The 21,074-nt window shown below is 60.8% G+C and carries 18 protein-coding genes and 1 tRNA gene; 15 read left to right on the top strand and 4 right to left on the bottom strand.

Annotation, left to right across the window (positions count from 1 at the left end):
- The first annotated feature begins 107 nt into the window (after nucleotides 1-107).
- Both J3P92_RS24555 and J3P92_RS24550 read left to right on the top strand, forming a co-directional pair.
- Nucleotides 108-680 carry an RNA polymerase sigma factor gene (locus J3P92_RS24555; RefSeq protein WP_434651198.1) on the top strand — a complete coding sequence of 191 codons (573 nt, stop codon included), beginning with the start codon at nucleotides 108-110 and terminating at the stop codon, nucleotides 678-680.
- On the top strand, nucleotides 677-1,294 hold the full coding sequence (locus J3P92_RS24550) for a hypothetical protein (protein WP_434649379.1): 618 nt from the start codon (nucleotides 677-679) through the stop codon (nucleotides 1,292-1,294). Before J3P92_RS24555 ends, J3P92_RS24550 begins: the two co-directional genes overlap by 4 nt.
- A gap of 103 nt (nucleotides 1,295-1,397) precedes the next feature.
- Here J3P92_RS24550 and J3P92_RS24545 read toward each other — a convergent pair.
- Nucleotides 1,398-1,474 (bottom strand) — tRNA-Arg (locus J3P92_RS24545).
- Between the two features lie 350 nt (nucleotides 1,475-1,824).
- Between J3P92_RS24545 and gabD the strand changes: the two genes are divergently transcribed.
- From gabD to J3P92_RS24530, 3 genes are all read left to right on the top strand, one after another.
- Complete coding sequence (gabD, locus tag J3P92_RS24540) at nucleotides 1,825-3,267, top strand: NADP-dependent succinate-semialdehyde dehydrogenase (protein ID WP_434649376.1); 1,443 nt, start codon at nucleotides 1,825-1,827, stop codon at nucleotides 3,265-3,267.
- Between the two features lie 170 nt (nucleotides 3,268-3,437).
- Nucleotides 3,438-4,715, top strand: coding sequence for a 4-aminobutyrate--2-oxoglutarate transaminase (gabT, locus tag J3P92_RS24535; RefSeq protein ID WP_420767749.1), 1,278 nt, complete (start codon nucleotides 3,438-3,440; stop codon nucleotides 4,713-4,715).
- Nucleotides 4,716-4,880: 165 nt separating this feature from the next.
- Nucleotides 4,881-6,095, top strand: coding sequence for an HDOD domain-containing protein (locus J3P92_RS24530; RefSeq protein ID WP_434649374.1), 1,215 nt, complete (start codon nucleotides 4,881-4,883; stop codon nucleotides 6,093-6,095).
- A gap of 41 nt (nucleotides 6,096-6,136) precedes the next feature.
- Here J3P92_RS24530 and J3P92_RS24525 read toward each other — a convergent pair whose 3' ends face one another.
- Nucleotides 6,137-7,126 (bottom strand): GGDEF domain-containing protein, encoded by a 990-nt coding sequence (locus J3P92_RS24525; protein WP_420767751.1) that lies wholly within the window; start codon nucleotides 7,124-7,126, stop codon nucleotides 6,137-6,139.
- A 309-nt stretch (nucleotides 7,127-7,435) separates the two neighbouring features.
- Nucleotides 7,436-8,620 carry a delta-9 fatty acid desaturase DesA gene (desA, locus tag J3P92_RS24520; RefSeq protein WP_434561338.1) on the bottom strand — a complete coding sequence of 395 codons (1,185 nt, stop codon included), beginning with the start codon at nucleotides 8,618-8,620 and terminating at the stop codon, nucleotides 7,436-7,438.
- 145 nt (nucleotides 8,621-8,765) lie between these two features.
- On the opposite strand from desA, the gene dibA reads away from it, so the two are divergent.
- The 9 genes from dibA to J3P92_RS24475 all read left to right on the top strand — a co-directional run bounded on the left by dibA (nucleotide 8,766) and on the right by J3P92_RS24475 (nucleotide 19,558).
- Nucleotides 8,766-10,673, top strand: coding sequence for a phosphodiesterase DibA (dibA, locus tag J3P92_RS24515; RefSeq protein WP_434649371.1), 1,908 nt, complete (start codon nucleotides 8,766-8,768; stop codon nucleotides 10,671-10,673).
- A 390-nt stretch (nucleotides 10,674-11,063) separates the two neighbouring features.
- Entirely contained in the window at nucleotides 11,064-11,246 is a 183-nt protein-coding gene (oscA, locus tag J3P92_RS24510) for a sulfur starvation response protein OscA (protein WP_030138496.1), read from the top strand.
- 126 nt (nucleotides 11,247-11,372) lie between these two features.
- Nucleotides 11,373-12,386, top strand: coding sequence for a sulfate ABC transporter substrate-binding protein (locus J3P92_RS24505; RefSeq protein WP_434608465.1), 1,014 nt, complete (start codon nucleotides 11,373-11,375; stop codon nucleotides 12,384-12,386).
- Between the two features lie 147 nt (nucleotides 12,387-12,533).
- The gene (gene cysT, locus J3P92_RS24500) at nucleotides 12,534-13,352 is read left to right on the top strand and encodes a sulfate ABC transporter permease subunit CysT (RefSeq protein WP_434608463.1); all 819 of its coding nucleotides are present in this window, start codon (nucleotides 12,534-12,536) and stop codon (nucleotides 13,350-13,352) included.
- A gap of 13 nt (nucleotides 13,353-13,365) precedes the next feature.
- Nucleotides 13,366-14,235 carry a sulfate ABC transporter permease subunit CysW gene (gene cysW, locus J3P92_RS24495; RefSeq protein ID WP_420767760.1) on the top strand — a complete coding sequence of 290 codons (870 nt, stop codon included), beginning with the start codon at nucleotides 13,366-13,368 and terminating at the stop codon, nucleotides 14,233-14,235.
- A 3-nt stretch (nucleotides 14,236-14,238) separates the two neighbouring features.
- Entirely contained in the window at nucleotides 14,239-15,228 is a 990-nt protein-coding gene (locus tag J3P92_RS24490) for a sulfate/molybdate ABC transporter ATP-binding protein (RefSeq protein ID WP_181290574.1), read from the top strand.
- 270 nt (nucleotides 15,229-15,498) lie between these two features.
- A complete protein-coding gene (locus tag J3P92_RS24485; protein ID WP_434649369.1) occupies nucleotides 15,499-16,860 on the top strand; it encodes a cytochrome C in 1,362 nt (453 codons plus the stop codon).
- Nucleotides 16,857-17,369: a sorbitol dehydrogenase gene (locus tag J3P92_RS24480; RefSeq protein WP_434649366.1), complete on the top strand. Its 513-nt coding sequence runs from the start codon at nucleotides 16,857-16,859 to the stop codon at nucleotides 17,367-17,369. Before J3P92_RS24485 ends, J3P92_RS24480 begins: the two co-directional genes overlap by 4 nt.
- Complete coding sequence (locus J3P92_RS24475; protein ID WP_434649364.1) at nucleotides 17,366-19,558, top strand: GMC oxidoreductase; 2,193 nt, start codon at nucleotides 17,366-17,368, stop codon at nucleotides 19,556-19,558. Before J3P92_RS24480 ends, J3P92_RS24475 begins: the two co-directional genes overlap by 4 nt.
- A gap of 59 nt (nucleotides 19,559-19,617) precedes the next feature.
- On the opposite strand, the gene J3P92_RS24470 is transcribed toward J3P92_RS24475, so the two are convergent.
- Nucleotides 19,618-20,142 (bottom strand): DUF962 domain-containing protein, encoded by a 525-nt coding sequence (locus J3P92_RS24470; RefSeq protein ID WP_434649362.1) that lies wholly within the window; start codon nucleotides 20,140-20,142, stop codon nucleotides 19,618-19,620.
- Nucleotides 20,143-20,229: 87 nt separating this feature from the next.
- Here J3P92_RS24470 and J3P92_RS24465 point away from each other — a divergent pair, with 87 nt between their 5' ends.
- On the top strand, nucleotides 20,230-20,916 hold the full coding sequence (locus J3P92_RS24465; RefSeq protein ID WP_434561318.1) for a Crp/Fnr family transcriptional regulator: 687 nt from the start codon (nucleotides 20,230-20,232) through the stop codon (nucleotides 20,914-20,916).
- Nucleotides 20,917-21,074: the final 158 nt, after the last annotated feature.

Here is a 21,074-nt window from a genome sequence, read left to right as displayed (position 1 = left end):
CGCAACGGGGATCAAAAATGTGGGGGCGAGCAAGCTCGCTCCCACAGGGTTCCCTTGTTGTCTGCCAGGACTGTGTTGCAATGACCAGAAAGGAGTTCGTCACCGACATGCCCGCTGCGCTTGATTCACCCAGCGACGAATCGCTGCTGGCCCGCTACCGAGATGGCGACGGGGCTTGTTTCGAAGCCCTGTATGCCCGCCATCGCCAAGGGCTTTATCGGTTCCTCGTGTCCTTGAGCAACAAGGCCGAACTGGCCGAGGAAATCTTCCAGGACACCTGGCTCAGCCTGATTCGCAGCACGACCCAGCCACAAGGACGGGCGAGTTTTCGTACATGGCTGTTCCAGATTGCCCGCAACCGCTTGATTGACCACTGGCGCAAGCATGGCGTCCACAACCCGTTGCACGACAGTTATGACGAGCAACTGCATGTCCAGCCCGACGACACCGGCGGCCCCGAGCAACAACTGAGCCTGAGTCGCGACCAGGCGCGTCTCGACGCCGCGTTGCAGGCCTTGCCCGAGGATCAGCGGGAAGTCTTCCTCCTGCGCCTGCATGGCGACCTGGAACTGCCGCAGATCGCCGCACTGACCGGCGCCCCACTGGAAACGGTGAAAAGCCGCTTGCGTTACGCCCAACAGAAATTGCACCGGCTGTTGGCCGAGGAGGTACCCGCATGATCGACCCCAAACACGCTCCGGATGCAGACGACAAAATATTGATCGAGCATTTGCGTCAGCACGCCAGCGGCGAACCGCCGGCCTCGCTAGACGCCTTTATCCTGGCCACCGCCCGACGCGAAGCTCCGGCGCCCGTGCCAAGCCTGTGGCAGCGCTGGTTGCAGGCTTGTCAGCGGCCACGTTGGCAGATGGCATTCGCCACGGTCGCCGGTGTGGCGCTGATGATCGGCCTGGTGCTGCGCTCACCCCTGCCTCACGATGAGTTGGCCGCACCCGCGTCGATCGAGTTTTCTGCCGACCAGCAAAAGTCAGCCGTCGCCGCCGCAGCACCGCCGGCCATGCCCGCCCCGGCCCCGATCGCCCGCATGGCGCCCCAGGGCGAGCTGGCCCGAGCCCCGGCCAGCCCTGTGCAATTGTTGGCGGAAAAGCCAGCGACGAAAATGAGCAAATCCGCACCCGCGGCACTGCCATCGCTGGAGCAGGGCTTGATGGAAATCCTGCAATTGCGGCAGGCAGGGGATAGCAAGGCCGCTGATGAAAAACTGCTGGCGCTGCACAAACGTTTTCCCAAGGAGGACTTGCCGGCGCGGTTGGAGGCTTTGCGTGAGCGTTGAGGAGATGCCAGCCCCCTCGCCACAGGCAGCAAAAACAAAAAACCCGCACGGGGCGGGTTTTTTGAAGCTCATAGACTGTCCGGGACAGGTCTAGCTTTTGGTATGGCGCACCAGGCGGGATTCGAACCCACGACCCCTGCCTTCGGAGGGCAGTACTCTATCCAGCTGAGCTACTGGTGCAACGCGGGCGCCATGATACTCATAAGCATGGCGGGCGTCCATGCTGCTGATTTGCCGTTTGTTTCTGCCTCGCTCGGCGGCTGTTGGCTACGCTGATCAGAAAAAACAGGCAAATGCGGCTTTTTCGTTCTTTTTTTCGAACAGCCTATTGTCCTGCAACCCCATCGGCCCTAGGATTCGTTTGAGATTTCAAACGCTCTTGTCTGGGTGCTGAACCGCACGTCTATGCTTATGTGCGTTATTTCTGTGCTTCAGCCCGGTGGATGATTTCCCTGACGGCAGCCCCTAAGGCGCCTTTCTACAACTCTAATTCGCTCCGCGCGCGCGCGGTGCTGTTAAGGAAAGCCGACATGCAGCTTAAAGACACCCAGTTGTTCCGCCAGCAAGCCTTTATCGATGGCGCTTGGGTCGATGCGGACAATGGTCAGACGATCAAGGTCACCAACCCGGCTACGGGCGAAGTGCTGGGCACTGTGCCAAAGATGGGCGCTGCCGAAACCCGTCGTGCGATCGAAGCCGCCGACAAGGCGCTGCCGGCCTGGCGTGCGTTGACCGCCAAGGAGCGCGCCAACAAGCTGCGTCGCTGGTACGAATTGCTGATTGAAAGCCAGGACGATCTCGGTCGCCTGATGACCCTTGAACAGGGTAAGCCGCTGGCCGAAGCCAAGGGCGAAATCGCTTACGCCGCCTCCTTTATCGAATGGTTCGCCGAAGAAGCCAAGCGCATCTACGGTGACGTGATTCCCGGCCACCAGCCCGACAAACGCCTGATCGTGATCAAGCAACCGATCGGCGTGACCGCTGCCATTACTCCGTGGAACTTCCCGGCTGCGATGATCACCCGCAAGGCCGGCCCGGCCCTGGCCGCCGGTTGTACCATGGTCATCAAGCCCGCTTCGCAAACCCCTTTCTCGGCCCTGGCCCTGGTTGAACTGGCGCACCGTGCCGGCATTCCGCAAGGCGTGCTGAGCGTGGTTACCGGCAGCGCAGGCGATATCGGCGGCGAGCTGACCAGCAACCCAATCGTGCGCAAGCTGTCTTTCACTGGCTCGACCGAGATCGGCCGCCAGTTGATGGCCGAATGTGCCAAGGACATCAAGAAGGTTTCCCTGGAACTGGGCGGCAACGCGCCATTCATCGTGTTTGACGACGCGGACCTGGATAAGGCTGTCGAGGGCGCGATCATTTCCAAATACCGTAACAACGGCCAGACATGCGTCTGCGCCAACCGCCTGTATATCCAGGATTCGGTGTACGACGCGTTTGCCGAGAAACTCAAGGCAGCGGTTGCCAAGCTCAAGATCGGCAATGGCCTGGAAGACGGCACCACCACCGGCCCGTTGATCGACGAGAAAGCGGTCGCCAAGGTTCAGGAGCACATCGCCGATGCCGTTGGCAAAGGCGCGACCGTGCTGGCGGGCGGCAAGCAGATGGAAGGCAACTTCTTCGAGCCGACCATCCTGACCAACGTGCCGAAAACCGCCGCCGTGGCGAAGGAAGAAACCTTCGGCCCGCTGGCGCCGCTGTTCCGCTTCAAAGACGAAGCCGAAGTGATCGCGATGTCCAACGACACCGAGTTCGGCCTGGCCTCGTACTTCTATGCCCGCGATCTGGGCCGTGTGTTCCGTGTGGCCGAAGCCCTGGAATACGGAATGGTCGGCGTCAACACCGGGTTGATCTCCAATGAAGTCGCGCCGTTCGGCGGCATCAAAGCTTCGGGCCTGGGCCGTGAAGGCTCCAAGTACGGCATCGAGGACTACCTGGAAATCAAATACCTCTGCCTGGGTATCTGATCCCGCTTCAAGCGCGAAGGGCACGAGAGCGCTGCCCCTTTGCGCGTTTCACCCGTTCTGTTTCTTGTGGCCGGAACGCTGCGGCAGTCGATCATCGCATGCTGCCGCAGTTGTCTCCCCGCCATGTATTCCTTGAGACACGCCGCCCTGAGCTGCGAATGAGGACTGTAATGAGCAAGACTAACGCTGACTTGATGGCCCGCCGTACCGCCGCTGTTCCCCGTGGCGTCGGCCAGATCCACCCGATCTTCGCCGAATCGGCAAAGAACGCTACCGTAACGGACGTTGAAGGTCGCGAATTCATCGACTTCGCCGGCGGCATCGCCGTGCTGAACACCGGCCACGTGCATCCGAAAATCATCGCCGCCGTGACCGAGCAGCTGAACAAGCTGACCCACACCTGTTTCCAGGTCCTGGCCTACGAGCCGTACGTGGAACTGTGCGAAAAAATCAACGCCAAGGTTCCTGGTGACTTCGCAAAGAAAACCTTGCTGGTCACCACTGGTTCCGAAGCGGTGGAAAATGCCGTGAAAATCGCCCGCGCCGCCACTGGCCGTGCCGGTGTGATCGCGTTCACCGGCGCTTACCACGGTCGTACCATGATGACCCTGGGCCTGACCGGTAAAGTCGTACCGTACTCGGCCGGCATGGGCCTGATGCCCGGCGGTATCTTCCGCGCGCTTTACCCGAACGAATTGCATGGTGTGAGCATCGACGACTCCATCGCCAGCATCGAGCGCATCTTCAAGAACGATGCCGAGCCACGCGACATTGCCGCCATCATCATCGAGCCGGTTCAGGGCGAGGGTGGTTTCTATGTGGCGCCGAAAGAGTTCATGAAGCGCCTGCGCGCCTTGTGCGACCAACACGGCATCCTGCTGATCGCTGACGAAGTGCAGACCGGTGCCGGCCGTACCGGGACTTTCTTCGCCATGGAGCAGATGGGCGTTGCCGCCGACCTGACTACCTTCGCCAAGTCCATCGCCGGCGGCTTCCCGTTGGCCGGTGTCTGTGGCAAGGCCGAATACATGGATGCCATTGCACCGGGCGGCCTGGGCGGCACCTACGCGGGTAGCCCGATTGCCTGTGCCGCCGCGCTGGCGGTGATGGAGGTGTTCGAAGAAGAACATCTGCTGGATCGCTGCAAGGCCGTTGGCGAGCGCTTGGTGACCGGCCTCAAGGCCATCCAGAAGAAATACCCGGTCATTGGCGAAGTGCGTGCCCTGGGCGCGATGATTGCCGTGGAGCTGTTCGAAAATGGCGACACCCACAAGCCGAACGCCGCGGCAGTGGCCCAGGTTGTGGCCAAGGCCCGGGACAAGGGCCTGATTCTGCTGTCCTGCGGCACCTACGGCAACGTCCTGCGGGTGCTGGTACCGCTGACCTCGCCGGACGAGCAGTTGGACAAAGGCCTGGCGATCATCGAAGAATGCTTCTCCGAGCTCTGATTTTTACGAGCTCTGATTTTCAAGAGCGCTGAGCTGTGCGCTGATCCACAAAAAACCCGCTTCGGCGGGTTTTTTCATACCCCGAGGAAGGGGGCTGGTGTTGTTGAGCTGTCTGGAACGGCCGCGATTGTCTAAGGTGCATGTATTGCAAGGGAGTGATACGGCATGACGGCTGTGGATTTACCCGCTGGACCGCGCGTATTGATTGCCGAGGCCGATCCAGCGTCTAGAGAATTGCTGGAGCAAGCGGTGTCAGAGGTGCGTTGCGACGCCCGGGTGCAGACCTGTGGCGAAGGAAAGCAGGCGCTGGAGCTGCTGGCCCAAGACCCATACGACTTGGTCATCGCCGACTGGGAACTGCCGGGCGTCGATGGCTTGAGCATCTTGCGCGGTTTGCGTCAGCAGCGCCGCTCCCCCGTGTTGCCATTCATCCTGGTGAGCCAGCGCAACGACAGCGCCAGCGTGCGGGAGGTATTGCCGCTGGCGCCGGCGGCGTACCTGACCAAACCCTTGAACCGGGAAAACCTGACCCAGCGCCTGCAAGGGCTGCTCTTGAGTGGTGAAGACACCTCCAATGCCGCGCCCATCCCAGGACCAGCGCTGACATTGGCGACTTTCCTGGAGCGTCGACGGGATCTGGCCGAAGGCGCGCCGTTGATGACCGATGTGCAAGTGGCAATCAAGCGTAGCCTCAATCCCGGTGGGCTGGATCTGAAACTGCTGGAAGATGAGATCCGCACCGACCCGCAGATCACCGCGGTGCTGATCGCCGCGGCCAACAGTGCTGCCCAGCACCAGGGCGGCGGCCCCGTACAGACCGTAGCCCAGGCGTTGCACCAGCTCGGTACCGGGCAAAGCATGAATCTGATTCTCGGCCTGACGCTCAAGCGCTGTGCCCGGCTGAGTGTCCCTTGCCTGGCGGACTATGCCGAACGGTATTGGGAATTGTCGCTGCACACCGCCGAGTACGCCCGGACCATGGCCCGCCTGCTCGACTTGGATCAGGAGCGCTGCTATTGCGCGGGCCTGTTGCATCGCTTGGGCGACTTGGCGCTGTTGCGCTGTCTGGAAGAGTGGAAGCAAGCCGGTGGTGAGCTGGATGAGCCCGAGGAGGTCGGGGATTCGCTCGAAGCGTTCGGCGCTGGCTTCGGCTCGGCACTGCGCGCCCGCTGGCGGCTGCCGCTGGAGCTGCGGGAATTGATCGCTGCGGTCTATGGCTTGGGTGGCGGGGTCTATTCCCGCGAGGCGCTGGTGATGAACATGGCCGCGCAACTGGCCCATCTGCCATCCCAGCAAGGCCTGGAAGAACTGGCTCGGGGCCGCACGGCGCGATTGTTGAAGATCGGGCTGCCGGAATTGATGCGGCTGCGCCGTCAGTAAAACCAGTGCTTAACCCTGTGGGAGCGAGGGGTGAAGTCTGATCAAACTGCGATGATGCGGTTCTTCCCCTGACGCTTGGCCTCGTACATGGCCGCGTCGGCGCGGGAGAACAGGCTGTCGAGGGTCTGGTCTTCGGCGGTGATACCGGTCAGGCCCTGGCTGACGGTGATGCCGAAGTTTTGCTCGCCACAGCGGAACGCCAGGCGTTGAATTTCCCGTTGCAGGCGTTCAGCGACCTGCAGCGCCATGTCCGGTGGGCAGCCTGGAAACACAGCGGCGAACTCTTCACCGCCGATCCGCCCGAACAAGTCACCGCGCCTGAGCACGCTGCGTCCGCTCTCTGCGATCTTCTGCAATACCGTATCGCCTTCTTGATGGCCGTAGGTATCGTTGATCAACTTGAAATCATCGATGTCGAGCAGCAGGAACGCCATGGGGGTGCCTTGCAACCGTGCCTGCTCAAATTCACGATGGGCGCATTCGAAGAAGTGGCGGCGGTTGCTGCTCTGGGTCAGTACGTCGGTGGTCGCCAGGCGCTGAAGTTCGCTTTCGAGCAGCTTTTTCTCGGTGATGTCTTCGGCAATGCCGACGACGATCACCGGTTGGCCCGGATCAGCCTGACGGTTGATGAAGCATTTGTCGCTGAGCCAACGAATCTGGCCATCGGCGGCGATGATCCGGTACTCGCGATCTTCGACGGCGCCTTTGACCAGCACTTCCGCCAGGCTGCGCTCGGCGTAGTCCAGGTCGTCCGGGTAGATGGCATCGCGCCATTCGTTGTAGTCGGCCAGCACCAGGCCCGCAGGCCGGCCGAAAATCCGCTCGTAAGCCGGGCTGACGTACAGTACTTGCCGGGTTTCCCAATTGAATGCCCACAGCACCGCGTTGACGCTGACCAACAGCGAACTGAACAGCTGCTCCCGCTCGCTCAGGCGCGCAACTTCGCCCTGGGCGTGCATCAGCGCCATGAGTGTCTGGGCCGCTTCGGGCCAATGCGGCTGGGATGAATCCTGTAGGTTCTTATCGACCATCGGCACAAATCTCAAGGAACGTGCATTGCTATGGATTTGCACGCGCTCACTCCAAAGCCCGCCAGGATGGCGAAGTGCTCTTGAGATATGGGATTGCTGGCGAAGTTCCTTTTCAGGCGACGAAGGGCGGGGGGATGACGGCTCCCAACCTGTGGCGAGGGGATTTATCCCCGTTGGGCTGCGCAGCAGCCCTGAAACCTGTTGCCTCGGTGTGTCAGAAATAACTACATCGCTGTCTTGGGGCTGCTGCGCAACCCAGCGGGGATGAATCCCCTCGCCACAACAACCTCCCCGCCGCGCACATCGGTGTCAGGCCGTGGCGGGGCGCAGCGAATAGGTTTTGAGCTGGTCGGCAAAATCGCGCAGGGACTGGATGCCGCTGGCTTCGGCTTCGTGGACCCATTCCTTGATGGCGGCGAGCATGTCGTGGCCGTTGCTGCTGGTCTTGACCCAGATCTGCTGCAAGGCCAGGCGTTTTTCGTAGATCACCTTCAGCGCCTGGCTATGCTCCAGCATGTTCTGGATACGCACATGGTGGCGGTCGTCCAACAGGCTGGTTTCCCGGGACAGCAGGCGTTTGGCCCGATGGAACTGATGGCGGACCGAGTGATCGACCTTTTCCAGTTCCTGCTTGACCAGCGGCGCGATGACCAGCCGGCGATACTGGGCCATGATCTGGAAACGGTTGTTGAGGATCGCCATGGCGGTGTCCATATCCAGATGGCCCTTGCCTTCGACCCGGTGGGCAATCGGCGCGACCCGCTGAACCTTCGCCAGGCGCAGGAAGCTGAAGACCTTGATCCAGGCCCAGCCCAGGTCGAATTCCCATTTGCGCACCGACAGCTTGGCCGAGTTGGGGTAGGTGTGGTGGTTGTTGTGCAGTTCTTCGCCGCCGATGAGGATGCCCCATGGCACCAGGTTGGTCGCCGCGTCGCGGCACTCGAAGTTGCGATAGCCCACGGCATGCCCCAGGCCATTGACCACGCCAGCGGCCCAGACAGGAATCCACATCATCTGGATGGCCCAGATGGTGATGCCGATGGTGCCGAACAGCAGCAGGTCGATGACGCCCATGATCGCTACGCCCAACAACGGGAAACGGCTATAGAGGTTGCGTTCGATCCAGTCGTCGGGGCAATTCTTGCCGTAGATGCGCAGGGTTTCCGGGTTTTGCGCCTCGGCGCGGTACAGCTCGGCGCCTTTGCGCAGCACCGTGGACAAGCCTTTGACGACCGGGCTGTGAGGGTCATCCTCGGTTTCGCATTTGGCGTGGTGCTTGCGGTGGATGGCCGTCCACTCGCGGGTGTTCTGCGCCGTGGTCAGCCATAGCCAGAAGCGGAAGAAATGTTTGAGACCGCCGTTCAGTTCCAGGGAACGGTGAGCCGAATAACGGTGCAGGTAGACCGTGACGCTGATGATCGTCACGTGGGTCATCAGCAGGGTGACTGCCACCAGCGACCAGGGCGACAAGCCAAGAAAACCTTCGTACCACATAGGCTGTAGGGCCCTCGATAAAAATAGAAATTGCCGTTGCATTATCACCAGCCCGAGGGAGAAAACCAGTCGGCCTTTCAGATAAGAGTGGCAGGATGTTTCTTACTTTATAATCCCCGCAAATTACAGGGACATGGACGGCCGCATGACCAACTCTCAACGCACCGCCATGCACGGGGCATTGATTTACCTTCTGCTATCCGTTGCCTGGCTGCAGCTGGTTGGTTATTTACTGAGCAGTTTCTTCGATGATTCCGCCGACCGGCTTCGCTGGCAACTGATCAACGGTTATGCCTGGGCGCTGGTCAGTGCCGTGCTGATTTTCATGGCTCGGGTGCGCATCGCGCGTGGTTTGCTCAGGGGCGAGGGCACCGTCGATCGTGAGCGATTGCGCCAGGCCGCCGCTGTCTTCGATTGCACCCGCGAAGGGGTCCTGGTCACGGACCGTCAAGGCCTGATCGTGCATGTCAATCCAGCGTTCATGGCGATCACCGGTTACGCCCGCGACGAGGTGCTGGGCCGTCAACCCAACCTGTTCAAGTCCGGCCGGCATGGCCCGGCGTTCTACCGGGAAATGTTCGCTTCGCTGTCCAGCCGTGGCGAATGGAGCGGCGAAATCTGGAACCGCCGCAAAAGCGGAGAGATTTATCCGCAATGGCAGACCATCCGTGCCGTTGTCGATGACGAGGGCGAAGTCAGTCAATACGTGGCGGTGTTTTCCGACATCAGTGCAATCAAGGATTCGGAGCATGAGCTGGCGCACCTGGCCCATCACGACCCGCTGACCGGCCTGCCCAATCGCCTGCTTTTTTGCGACCGCACCGAGCAAACCGTGGCTTCGGCGCAGCTTCACAAGCGTGGGTGCGCGCTGCTGCTGTTGGATCTCGACCACTTCAAGAACATCAACGATAGCCTCGGCCATGCCGTGGGAGATGAATTGCTCAAAAGCGTGGCCCAGCGCTTTCTCGGGTTGTTCGCGCCGGGCATCACCCTGGCCCGGCTAGGCGGCGATGAGTTTGCGGTGGTGGTGGAAAATTGTTCTCAGCCAGGGCAGGCGGCGGCCTTGGCCAGGCGCATCCTCGATGTATTGAAAGAGCCTTTGCAGCTCGGCGGACAGTCGCTGTTTATCAACGCCAGCATCGGTATCAGCCTGTTTCCCGGCGATGCTCTCAGCGCCGAGCAATTGCTGCGCAACGCCGATTCGGCACTGTTCAAGGCCAAGAGCAGTGGGCGCGATGGGTATGCCTTGTATACCGAAGAACTCACCACCCATGCCCAACAGCGGGTGGAGATCGGGTTCGAGCTGCGACGCGCGCTGCAGCAAGACGAACTGCGCGTGCATTACCAACCGGTACACGACCTGGCGACCAGCCGTCTGGTCGGGGTCGAGGCCCTGGTACGCTGGGAGCATCCCACGCGTGGGCTGGTGTCGCCGGCCGAGTTCATTCCCATCGCCGAGCGTACGGGGCTGATCGCCCAGATCGATGCCTGGGTCATGAAGCAGGCCTGTCGCCAGATGGGAGAGTGGCAGCGGGCCGGGGTGGTGCTGTCGTTCGTGGCGGTCAATGTCTCCAGCCGCTTGTTCGCACGTCGCGAATTGTATGAGCAAGTCGCCCGCGTGCTGCACGAGACTGGCCTTGACCCGGCCCTGCTCGAATTGGAAGTCACCGAAAGCGCAGTCATGGAAGACCCGGAAGTCGCGCTGGAACAAATGCACCGTTTGCGTGAATTGGGCGTGCGCCTGGCCATCGATGACTTCGGCACGGGTTATTCATCGCTGCTGCGGCTCAAGCGTTTGCCGGTGCAGAAACTGAAGATCGACCAGGGGTTTGTCGCCGGGTTGCCCTGGGATGAAGATGACGCGGCGATCGTTCGCGTGATCATCGCCCTGGCTCACAGCATGGGCATGCAGGTGCATGCCGAGGGCATTGAACAACAGGAGCAAGCGGCGTTTCTGCTGGGCCAGGCGTGTGAGCTGGGGCAGGGATATTGGTTTGGCCGGCCGGTGGCTGCGTCGCAGTTGGATTGGGATCGGGCGCCGGTGATTGCCTGATCACCAGTGGCATTGATGTTGACTGATACGCCGCCATCGCGAGCAGGCTCGCTCCCACATTGGATTGGCTTTGACCTTGAGATTCGTTTCGACACAGAACCCGGTGGGTGCGAGCTTGCTCGCGATGGCGTCGGCTCAGCTTGCCTCGATGTCGGTCTATCCCTCAGCGGGCGCCGCCACCCCCTTCGTCTCCAAATGATAAATCTCCGAGGGTTTGGCAGGGAAAAGGACCCACGATCAGATCCATGTAGGACGCCAAATTGAGTTGGTGTTTTGGTTATATAAAAATTCTTAAATAGTCTTTTTAAGAATATCCCACTTTATCTAGTATTGCTCCCACGCCGCAAGCAGTGCCGCCCACTGCCAGGCATTCATACAAGGAGCAGCAGCATGAGCGCATCCCTACGTAGCGTTGACGGCCAGGACGAAGCAACCATCTTGCGCGAGATCCAGAGCGCATTGCGTGACCTGCGCTTTGGCGCGGTGGAAATCACGGTGCACAACGCGCAGGTGGTCCAGATCGAGCGCAAGGAAAAATTCCGCCTGCAGCAACCGAGTCAGAAACCGAGTTAAAGGATCGCCGCCTACGGCAGCTCCGACCGGGGGGCTGTGGCGTGGGCGCTGTCGCAGGCGGCGATCCTTGCTGCAAGCCATCCGATTCCAGAAGCCATAAAAACCAGAATTCCAGGAGCTTTCACCATGTCGTCGATTCGCCGTTATGCCTTGGCCGCCCTGGCCAGCGCTGTTTTTGCAGGTTCCGCGGTTGCCAAGGATTACGAGCTGCTCAACGTGTCCTACGACCCGACCCGCGAGTTGTATCAAGAGTACAACGCCGAATTCGCCAGTTTCTGGAAGAAAGCGCATCCGGATGACACGGTGAAGATCCAACAGTCCCACGGCGGCTCGGGCAAGCAAGGCCGGGCGGTGATCGATGGTCTGCGCGCCGACGTGGTGACCCTGGCCTTGGCCGGCGACATCGACGAAATCGCCAAGCTGGGCAAATCCCTGCCAGCGGACTGGCAAACACGCCTGCCAGATGCCAGCACGCCTTACACCTCGACCATCGTGTTCCTGGTGCGCAAGGGCAACCCCAAGGGCATCAAGGATTGGGGCGACCTGATCAAGGATGACGTGTCGGTCATCACACCGAACCCGAAAACCTCCGGCGGCGCTCGCTGGAACTTCCTCGCCGCTTGGGCCTATGGCTTGAAAGCCAACGGTGGCGACGAGGCCAAGGCCAAGGAATATGTGCAAGCGCTGTTCAAGCACGTGCCGATCCTGGACACCGGCGCCCGCGGTTCGACTATCACGTTCGTCAACAACGGCCAGGGCGATGTGTTGCTGGCTTGGGAAAACGAAGCCTTCCTGGCGCTGAAAGAAGACGGTGGCGCCGACAAGTTCGATATCGTCGTGCCGTCGCTGTCGATCCTCGCCGAACCGCCGGTGGCGATTGTGGACAAGAATGCCGAGAAAAAAGGTAATGCCGAGATCGCCCAGGCGTACCTCAAGCACCTGTACAGCCCGGCCGGCCAGGAAATTGCCGCGAAGAACTACTATCGCCCGCGTGACAAGGACGTGGCCGCCAAGTATTCCCGCCAGTTCCCGAAGGTGGAGCTGGTGACCATCGATAAGGACTTCGGCGGCTGGAAAACTGCCCAGCCGAAATTCTTCAACGATGGCGGTGTGTTCGACCAGATCTATCAGGCGCAGTAAGCTGCAATAGAGCGCATTTCATGTGGGAGCGAGCTTGCTCGCGAAGGCGGTCGTACAGTCAATATCAATGTTGCCTGATACACCGCTTTCGCGAGCAAGCTCGCTCCCACAGGCTCCGCACCCTGTGAGTCTCAACCAAGGACCTTTATGTCGCGTCGCATATCCCCCGTCATACCCGGCTTCGGGCTGACGCTGGGCTACACCCTGGTGTACCTCAGTCTGATTGTGCTCATACCCCTGGCGGCGATGTTCGTGCATGCCGCCCAACTCACCTGGGATCAGTTCTGGGCGATTATCTCGGCGCCGCGGGTGCTGGCTGCCTTGAAGCTCAGCTTCGGCACCGCGCTGTGTGCCGCGATCATCAACGGCGTCATCGGCACGCTGCTGGCTTGGGTGCTGGTGCGCTACACCTTCCCCGGCCGCAAGGTCATCGATGCGATGATCGACCTGCCCTTCGCCCTGCCCACCGCCGTGGCCGGTATCGCGCTGACGGCGTTGTATGCGCCGACCGGCCTGGTTGGCCAGTTCGCCACCGACCTGGGTTTCAAGATCGCCTACACCCCGCTGGGCATTACCCTGGCGCTGACCTTCGTGACGCTGCCGTTCGTAGTGCGCACGGTGCAACCGGTGCTGGCCGACATTCCTCGTGAGGTCGAAGAGGCCGCTGCTTGCCTAGGGGCGAAACCCTGGCAGGTGTTCCGACACATCCTGATGCCGGCGCTGTTGCCGGCCTGGTTGACCGGGTTCGCCCTGGCTTTCGCCCGTGGCGTGGGCGAGTACGGCTCGGTGATTTTCATCGCCGGCAACATGCCAATGAAAACCGAGATCCTGCCGCTGCTGATCATGGTCAAGCTCGACCAATACGACTACACCGGCGCCACTTCCATCGGCGTGCTGATGCTGGTGGTTTCCTTCGTCCTGTTGCTGCTGATCAACCTGCTGCAGCGGCGCATCGAAACCCCATAAGGAGGCGCGAACCATGTCCCAATCGTCTATTTCCGCCGCTTCCACCAACGCCGCCCGTCGCGGCAGCGCGACGTCGCGGCGCGTGCTGATTGGCCTCGGCTGGCTGATCTTTGCGCTGTTTCTGCTGCTGCCGTTGTTCATCGTCGTGTCCCAGGGCTTGAAGTCCGGCCTTGGGACGTTCTTCGCGGCAATCTTTGAGCCTGACGCCTTATCGGCGCTCAAACTCACGGTGTTCGCGGTGTTGATTTCGGTGCCGCTGAACCTGGTGTTCGGCGTGAGCGCCGCGTGGTGCGTGAGTAAATATTCATTCCGCGGCAAGAGCATGCTGGTGACGCTGATCGACCTGCCGTTCTCGGTGTCGCCAGTGATCGCGGGCCTGGTCTACGTGCTCATGTTCGGCGCCCAGGGGCTTTTCGGGCCGTGGCTGTCGGATCACGACATCCAGATCGTGTTTGCGCTGCCGGGCATCGTCCTGGCGACGATCTTCGTCACGGTGCCGTTCGTGGCCCGTGAGCTGATCCCGCTGATGCAGGAACAAGGCACCCAGGAAGAAGAGGCCGCGCGCCTGCTCGGCGCCAATGGCTGGCAGATGTTCTGGCATGTCACCGTGCCGAACATCAAGTGGGGCCTGATCTATGGCGTGGTGCTGTGTACCGCCCGGGCCATGGGCGAGTTCGGCGCGGTGTCGGTGGTGTCCGGGCACATTCGGGGGGTGACCAACACCCTGCCGCTGCACGTCGAGATCCTCTACAACGAATACAACCACGTGGCCGCGTTCGCCGTGGCGAGCCTGTTGCTGATCCTGGCGCTCTTCATCCTGCTGCTCAAGCAGTGGAGCGAAAACCGAATCAACCGCCTGCGCGCCAGCGCCGCGGAGGAATAAGTCATGTCGATCGAAGTCCGTAACGTCAGCAAGAATTTCAACGCCTTCCGGGCCCTGGACGACATCAGCCTGGACATCCAGAGCGGTGAGCTGGTGGCGCTGCTCGGGCCATCGGGTTGCGGCAAGACCACCTTGCTGCGGATCATCGCCGGCCTCGAGACGCCGGACCAGGGCAACATTGTTTTCCACGGCGAGGACGTGTCCGGCCACGATGTGCGCGATCGTAACGTCGGGTTCGTGTTCCAGCACTACGCCTTGTTCCGCCACATGACCGTGTTCGATAACGTCGCGTTCGGCCTGCGCATGAAGCCCAAGGGCCAGCGCCCGAGCGAAAGCCAGATCGCGACCAAGGTCCACGAATTGCTGAACATGGTGCAACTGGACTGGCTCGCCGACCGCTACCCCGAGCAGCTGTCCGGCGGCCAGCGCCAGCGTATCGCGTTGGCCCGCGCCCTGGCGGTGGAGCCTAAGGTATTACTGCTGGACGAACCATTTGGCGCCCTCGACGCCAAGGTCCGCAAGGAACTGCGCCGCTGGCTGGCGCGGCTGCACGAGGACATCAACCTGACGTCGGTGTTCGTCACCCACGACCAGGAAGAAGCCATGGAGGTCGCCGATCGGATCGTGGTGATGAACAAGGGCGTGATCGAGCAGATCGGCTCGCCGGGCGACGTTTACGAAAACCCGGCCAGCGACTTTGTGTATCACTTCCTCGGGGATTCGAACCGCCTGCACTTGGGTGAGGACCGGCATGTGCTGTTCCGTCCTCACGAAGTCTCGCTGTCGCGCTCGGAACTGGAAGACCACCACGCCGCCGAGGTGCGCGACATTCGTCCACTGGGCGCCACCACGCGGGTGACCCTGAAAGTGGAAGGCCAGAGCGAGCTGATCGAGGCCGAAGTGGTGAAGGACCACGACAGCCTGGTGGGGTTGGCGAAGGGCGAAACGTTGTTCTTCAAGCCGAAGGTCTGGCAGAAAGTCTCCAACCTATAAGATCAAAAACATCGCGAGCAAGCTCGCTCCCACAGGGATTTGTGTATGGCGCAGATCCAGTGTGGGAGCGAGCCTGCTCGCGATGGCGTACCCGCCTACGCCCCGATCCGAATCTGAATAACCCCGCTAGGCCTTGCTTCGATTGGTTCTACTTTTAACCTTCCCCTGACCCAAACCCTACCTAGACTCTGACATGCCAGGAGGCAAGTGAGAGTCCATGACGGACCGGTGTTGTTGTCTCCTGGCGCCCTGATGCCAAGGAGAAAAAGCATGAGAATGGAAGTCAGTCGGCACGGCCCTTTCGGTTGTGCCTTGTTAAGCGTTCTGTTGAGTCCTTCTGCCAGCGCCGCCCCCACGTTGTCTCCCCAGATACCTTTCGATGTCACGGTGACCGAACCGGTTTCACTCTCCAGCCTGCAAGCCAATTTCGATGATTTGTCATGGCAGACCTTCATCGCTCTGAATTGGCCGGCCCTGGACAATGGCAACCCCAATACCGGCGTCACCATCGGAAAACAAGACGGGGCAACGGTTTGGGAAAGTTGGAAAGAGAGCTACCAGATTTTTCGTGCGAAAGGGCAGGCACCACTGCCTTGGAATGCGCCGGCGACCCTGCCTGAAGCGTGTAAGTCACTCAAGTCCGGCCGCCTGTTACAACAAATGGGCAAGGTGCCCGACGTGCTGGATGAATTTATCCAGCCCTTCGAGAGCGGTCCGCTGGTGGATCAGAACGGCGTGTATACGCGCAATGAAATCGTGGTCAACCAATCGATGTTCGACGGGATCGTAAACAACGGCCTGTACAGCATCGAAGGCCAGCAGCAGTTCTTCGCCGCGAACCCGAACAACACCGTGGCATTCAGCTGTGGTTCTACCAAGAGCCAGGAGGTCGGCGCGGTGATGGTGAAGGCGTCGTGGAAAGTGCTCGGTCCCAGCGATAAACGACAGGATTTCCATACGGTCGATGCCCTGGTCTACACGCCGGGCAATAGCGACCCGGGCAAAGGGCCGATCGTGGAGGAATCGTGCGTGTCCGAGCCGGTCGGGTTGGTGGGGTTGCACATGGTCCACAAAACCGCCAATGCGGCCCAATGGGTCTGGTCGACTTTCGAGCACGTAAAAAACGTTCCTGAAAAAACCATGCCCGTCGGACAGCGCACGGGCCCTTATCTGTTCTATAACGCCGATAGCCAGAGCGCCATCAATCAGCCTCCGCCACGGCCGTGGAACCCGGCGGTCAAGGCGACGCCTTCGCAAATCGTGCGGGAAGTGCCACTGACCGAGGCGACCAAGACGCTCAACGCCTCCTATCAATCGCTGTTGCGTACGGCCAATCCACAAAGTGTCTGGGCGAACTATCAGCTGATCAGCACCCAGTGGCCTTCAGACCCGCCGAAGGATTGCCAGGTATCGGCCGCCAACCCGCTGGGTAGCCCAGCGCCGTCGTTCCTGGCCAACGCCACGCTGGAAACCTATATCCAGGGCACCGTTCCCCAGGCGTCCTCCAGCTGCATGGCGTGTCACGGCAATGCGGCGACCCATGTCACCGAATCGCCGCGCACCAGTTTTGCGGACTTCACCTATTTGCTCGAACGCGCACAGTCCACCAGTGGGCAAGGAGCCAAGCAATGAGTACCAATCTGGACAATTTCGTAGGCCTGTCGTCGGCCCTGATCGGCATTTCGGCCGATCGTCTGGCGCCGCAGATCGACCCGGTCGGTCTGCCGCCGATCTTTCTCGATTACGTGACTGCGCGCATTTCTTCTGACGTGCTCAACGCGTTGCTGACTCAGTACGCCACCCTGGCGGCCGACCATGTACCGCCCGACCAGATTGCCGAGCAAATACTGAAATTCAATATGCAGCCGACGATACCTGACACCGTGCTGGCTGCGCGTTCGATCATGAAACTCTGGTTGCTAGGTGTCTGGTACCAGCCTTTCGATACCTCGGATTTCAGGAAAGGCAGCTCGGAGGTGGTGTCCGACCAAGCCTACATCTACAGCTGGGCCTGGAAAATCGCCCAGGCTCATCCGATGGGCTACAGCGAATCGTTCTTCGGTTATTGGAACGGCACGCCGCCCAGTCTCAAGGATTTGACGGGAGTATCCGCCAACGGACAGCAAGGAGCGTCGTCATGAGTACCGAACAAGCAGAAGTGGTGATCGTTGGCGCCGGATTGGCCGGTAGCATCATTGCCTATCAATTGGGTATGGCGGGGGTGGAGGTGCTGGTGCTGGAGTCGGGGCCGGAAATTCCGGCCAACCGTTCGCAGTATCTGGAGCGCTTCTACACCTCGACGTTGAAAACCCCCGAGTCGCCCTATCCGCCGGTGACCAGCCTGGACCCGGCACGTGATCCTGCCACCCAGAATGCGCCGCGGGCCACTATCGCCGACCTGATCCTGGGTTGGAACCAGCCGAAGGTCAGCTATCTGGTGCAAAAGGGGCCACTGCCATTTACCAGCACCTATGAACGAGTAGGCGGCGGCACGACCTGGCATTGGGTCGGCACTTGCCTGCGCATGGTGCCGAACGATTTTCGCTTGAAATCCCTGTATCGCGTTGGTGTGGACTGGCCTATTGGCTATAACGATTTGCAAAGCGCCTACTGTCGGGCGGAGGCTGAGATTGGCGTGTCGGCCGACGTTGCCGACCAAGCCTACCTGGGCATGACCTTTCCCGAAGGCTATGCGTTCCCGATGCACAGTATTCCGTTGTCACTCGTCGATGGCAGCTTTGTCACCGCCGTCACGGGGCAGACGTTCGATAATTTGCCGCTGGTGGTCAGCCCGACGCCGGCCGGGCGCAACTCCCAACCTTATGCCGGTCGCCGGGTTTGCGCCGGCAATACCAATTGCACGCCGATCTGCCCGATCCAGGCCAAGTACGACGCCACTGTGACCATGAACAAGGCCCTGGCCACCGGCAAGGTTCGCGTGCTTTATCGAACCGTGGCCAGCAAAGTAACCGTTGGCCCCGACAGCAACATCAACGGTATCGAGTTCAAGCAATATCAACTGGGCGACGGCCCCGTCGTAGGAACCGGCGTGGCGCTCGGACAGCGCTATGTGATTGCCGCCCATGCAATCGAAACACCGAAACTGCTACTCAACTCCGCATCGACTGCTTGGCCCGCCGGCGTGGCCAACAGCAGCGGTCAGGTGGGCCGCAGCCTGGCTGACCACCCCATTTATCTGGCCTGGGGGCTCATGCCCGAGGGCAAGGCGATCTTTCCTTATCGGGGACCGTTGTCGACGGCAGGCATCGAAAGCCTGCGCGACGGCGCCTTTCGCAGCGACCGCGCGGCCTGGCGTATCGAGATCGGCAACGAGGGCTGGAACTGGCCGGCCGGTGATCCCTACACCACCGTGGCCGACTTTATCGATGGGGTGAACAATGGCGGCGCCAACCCGGGTAATACGTTGGTGTCCGGAACGGCGCTGGTGAAGAAGCTCAACGACGTTTTTACCCGCCAGTTCCGGATCGGTTTCCTGGTTGAACAGGTTGAGGATCATCCCGATCAGGCTGACAGCTACATCGTGCCTTCGGCCGAATACAAGGATCGGCTCGGCATTCCACGGCCGGAAATCCATTACGACCTGTCGGAATACACCAAGAAAGGTTTCCAACAGGCGAAGGTGCTCGCCAGCCATATCATCAAGGACTTGCTTGGGGCGCAGGAGTTGACGCAACCCATTGGACCTGGACTCTTCGATTATGAGGGGGTGCGCTACAGTTTCCAGGGTGCCGGTCACCTGATGGGGACCTACCGCATGGGCGACGACAAGACCAAATCGGTAGTGGATAAACACCAGCGCAGTTGGGACCACAAGAACCTGTTCCTGGTGGGCGATGGCGTCTTCCCAAGTACCGGTACCTCGAACCCGAGTCTGACAATCGCCGCGCTGTCGTTCCAGGCCGGGGATACGTTGGCCAATGACCTGCGGGCGGTGACGATGCAGGTTCAATCCAACAAGGCCTGGCAGGGCACCGGTGTGCAGCTCAACGCCCAGGTTCCGCGTGTGGTTCGCTATGTCAGCGGCCAGTGGTGCGCCAGCAAAGAGGGTGGGATGGTGGATGGAAACGGTGGCTCGCGGCACATCACCTATTCCAGCTATACGTTGCCCGGCGCGGCTGAAGGTGCGTTGATCGGCCGGGTGGGCGACGGCGGGACGCCGTTTCTGATTGGTGATCTGGCGCAGCTACCCGTGAATCAACAGGGGGAGCTGCAACTGTGCATCAACGATGACTTGACGAGACAGCATGGCGCCGGCCTGACCGACAATGTTGGCGCGCTGACGATTCGGGTCGAGTTCGGTTCGCTGTAACTTGAGCGGTGAAACCTAGCTCCTGTGGGAGCGAGCTCGCTCCCACAGTGACGGGTATTTCACACCGTCGAACGTTGGTTGCGCAGGGCCACCGGACCTGCGTGCTCCTCAATGGCCTGCTTCAGATCGTTTCTGAGTCCCAGCAAAAAACTCGCCTCGACCACCACAAACAACGGCCCGACGATCAACCCGGTCAGGTCATCGACGAACGCCGGTTTGCGCCCTTCGTAGTAATGACCGACGAACTGAATCACCCAGCCCACCACGAACATGCCCAGGCCGCTGCCTAGCCACACCGTTGTGCTTTGCGCGGCGAGTACCTGGCCCAGCCAGACTGCAAGACCCAGCAGCACCGTCATCAACACACCCAGGCGCAACTCCAGGCGCAGATAGAACCAGGCACTCGCCATCGCCACCAGCAGCGCCGGGGAAACCAGGACCGCGCCAACCGGCCATCCGGGCCGGGACAACAGCACCGCGACGGCGATGAAGATCAGCGGAATCCCGATGAAATGACTGACGATGTTACGCGGGTCGCGGTGGTAGGCCGCGTATTGACTGAGGTGATCGACGAGGCTTTTCATTGTTGTTCCTCCTGAGGTGATGCCTGCATGATGAACAGGTTTCACCAGGCGCTCTGTCAGCTAGCCGACACTTGTCCCGGAGTTTGCATGAATACCCATCCCTGGCACTCGCATTTGATGGTCGGTCACTGGTACAGCCATCTGCCTGCTGAGTTACAGCATAGCCTGCTGGACATGTCGCGAGTGCGTCGCCTGCCGCCCGGCCAGCGGCTGTTCCAGCGCGGCGATGCACCGTGCGGCCTGTACGCGGTGCTCGAAGGCGCGGTGCGTATCGGCGCGGTCAGCGAGCAGGGCAAGGAAGCGCTGCTGAGCGTGGTGGAGGCGCCGCATTGGTTCGGTGAAATCTGCCTGTTCGATGGACAACCGCGGACCCATGATGCGGTGGGCGTCGGCCAATGTACATTGCTGCATCTGCCACAGGCTGCGCTGTTGGCTTTTCTTGAAGCACAACCCGTTTATTGGCGTCATCTTGCCTTGTTGATGAGCCACAAACTGCGCCTGACCTTCATCAACCTTGAACACCTGAGCCTGATGCCCGCCCCGGCCCGCGTGGCCCACCGCTTGCTGATGATCGCCGAAGGCTACGGCGAAATCGAACCGGCGCGCCGGGTCTTGCCACTGCCCCAGGAGCAACTGGCGATGATGCTTTCCCTGTCGCGCCAGACCACCAACCAGATCCTCAAGGATTTGCAGGGGCAGGGCATTGTTCACCTCAGTTATGGTGAGATCGAAATCCTCGACATCGAACGGTTGCGAGCCCTGACCACAATCTGAAACCGACCTGGACCCTGTGGGAGCGAGCTTGCTCGCGAAGACGTCAGGTCAGTCGACATCGATAGTGACTGATACACCGCCATCGCGAGCAAGCTCGCTCCCACAGGGGCTTGGTGTTGTCGCAGCTATTGCGGTCACACTGAACTGGTCAAGTAATC

It is taken from the genome of Pseudomonas sp. D3-27 (assembly GCF_051132165.1).
Lineage (GTDB): Bacteria > Pseudomonadota > Gammaproteobacteria > Pseudomonadales > Pseudomonadaceae > Aquipseudomonas.
This window is presented reverse-complemented; position numbering and strand designations above follow the sequence as displayed.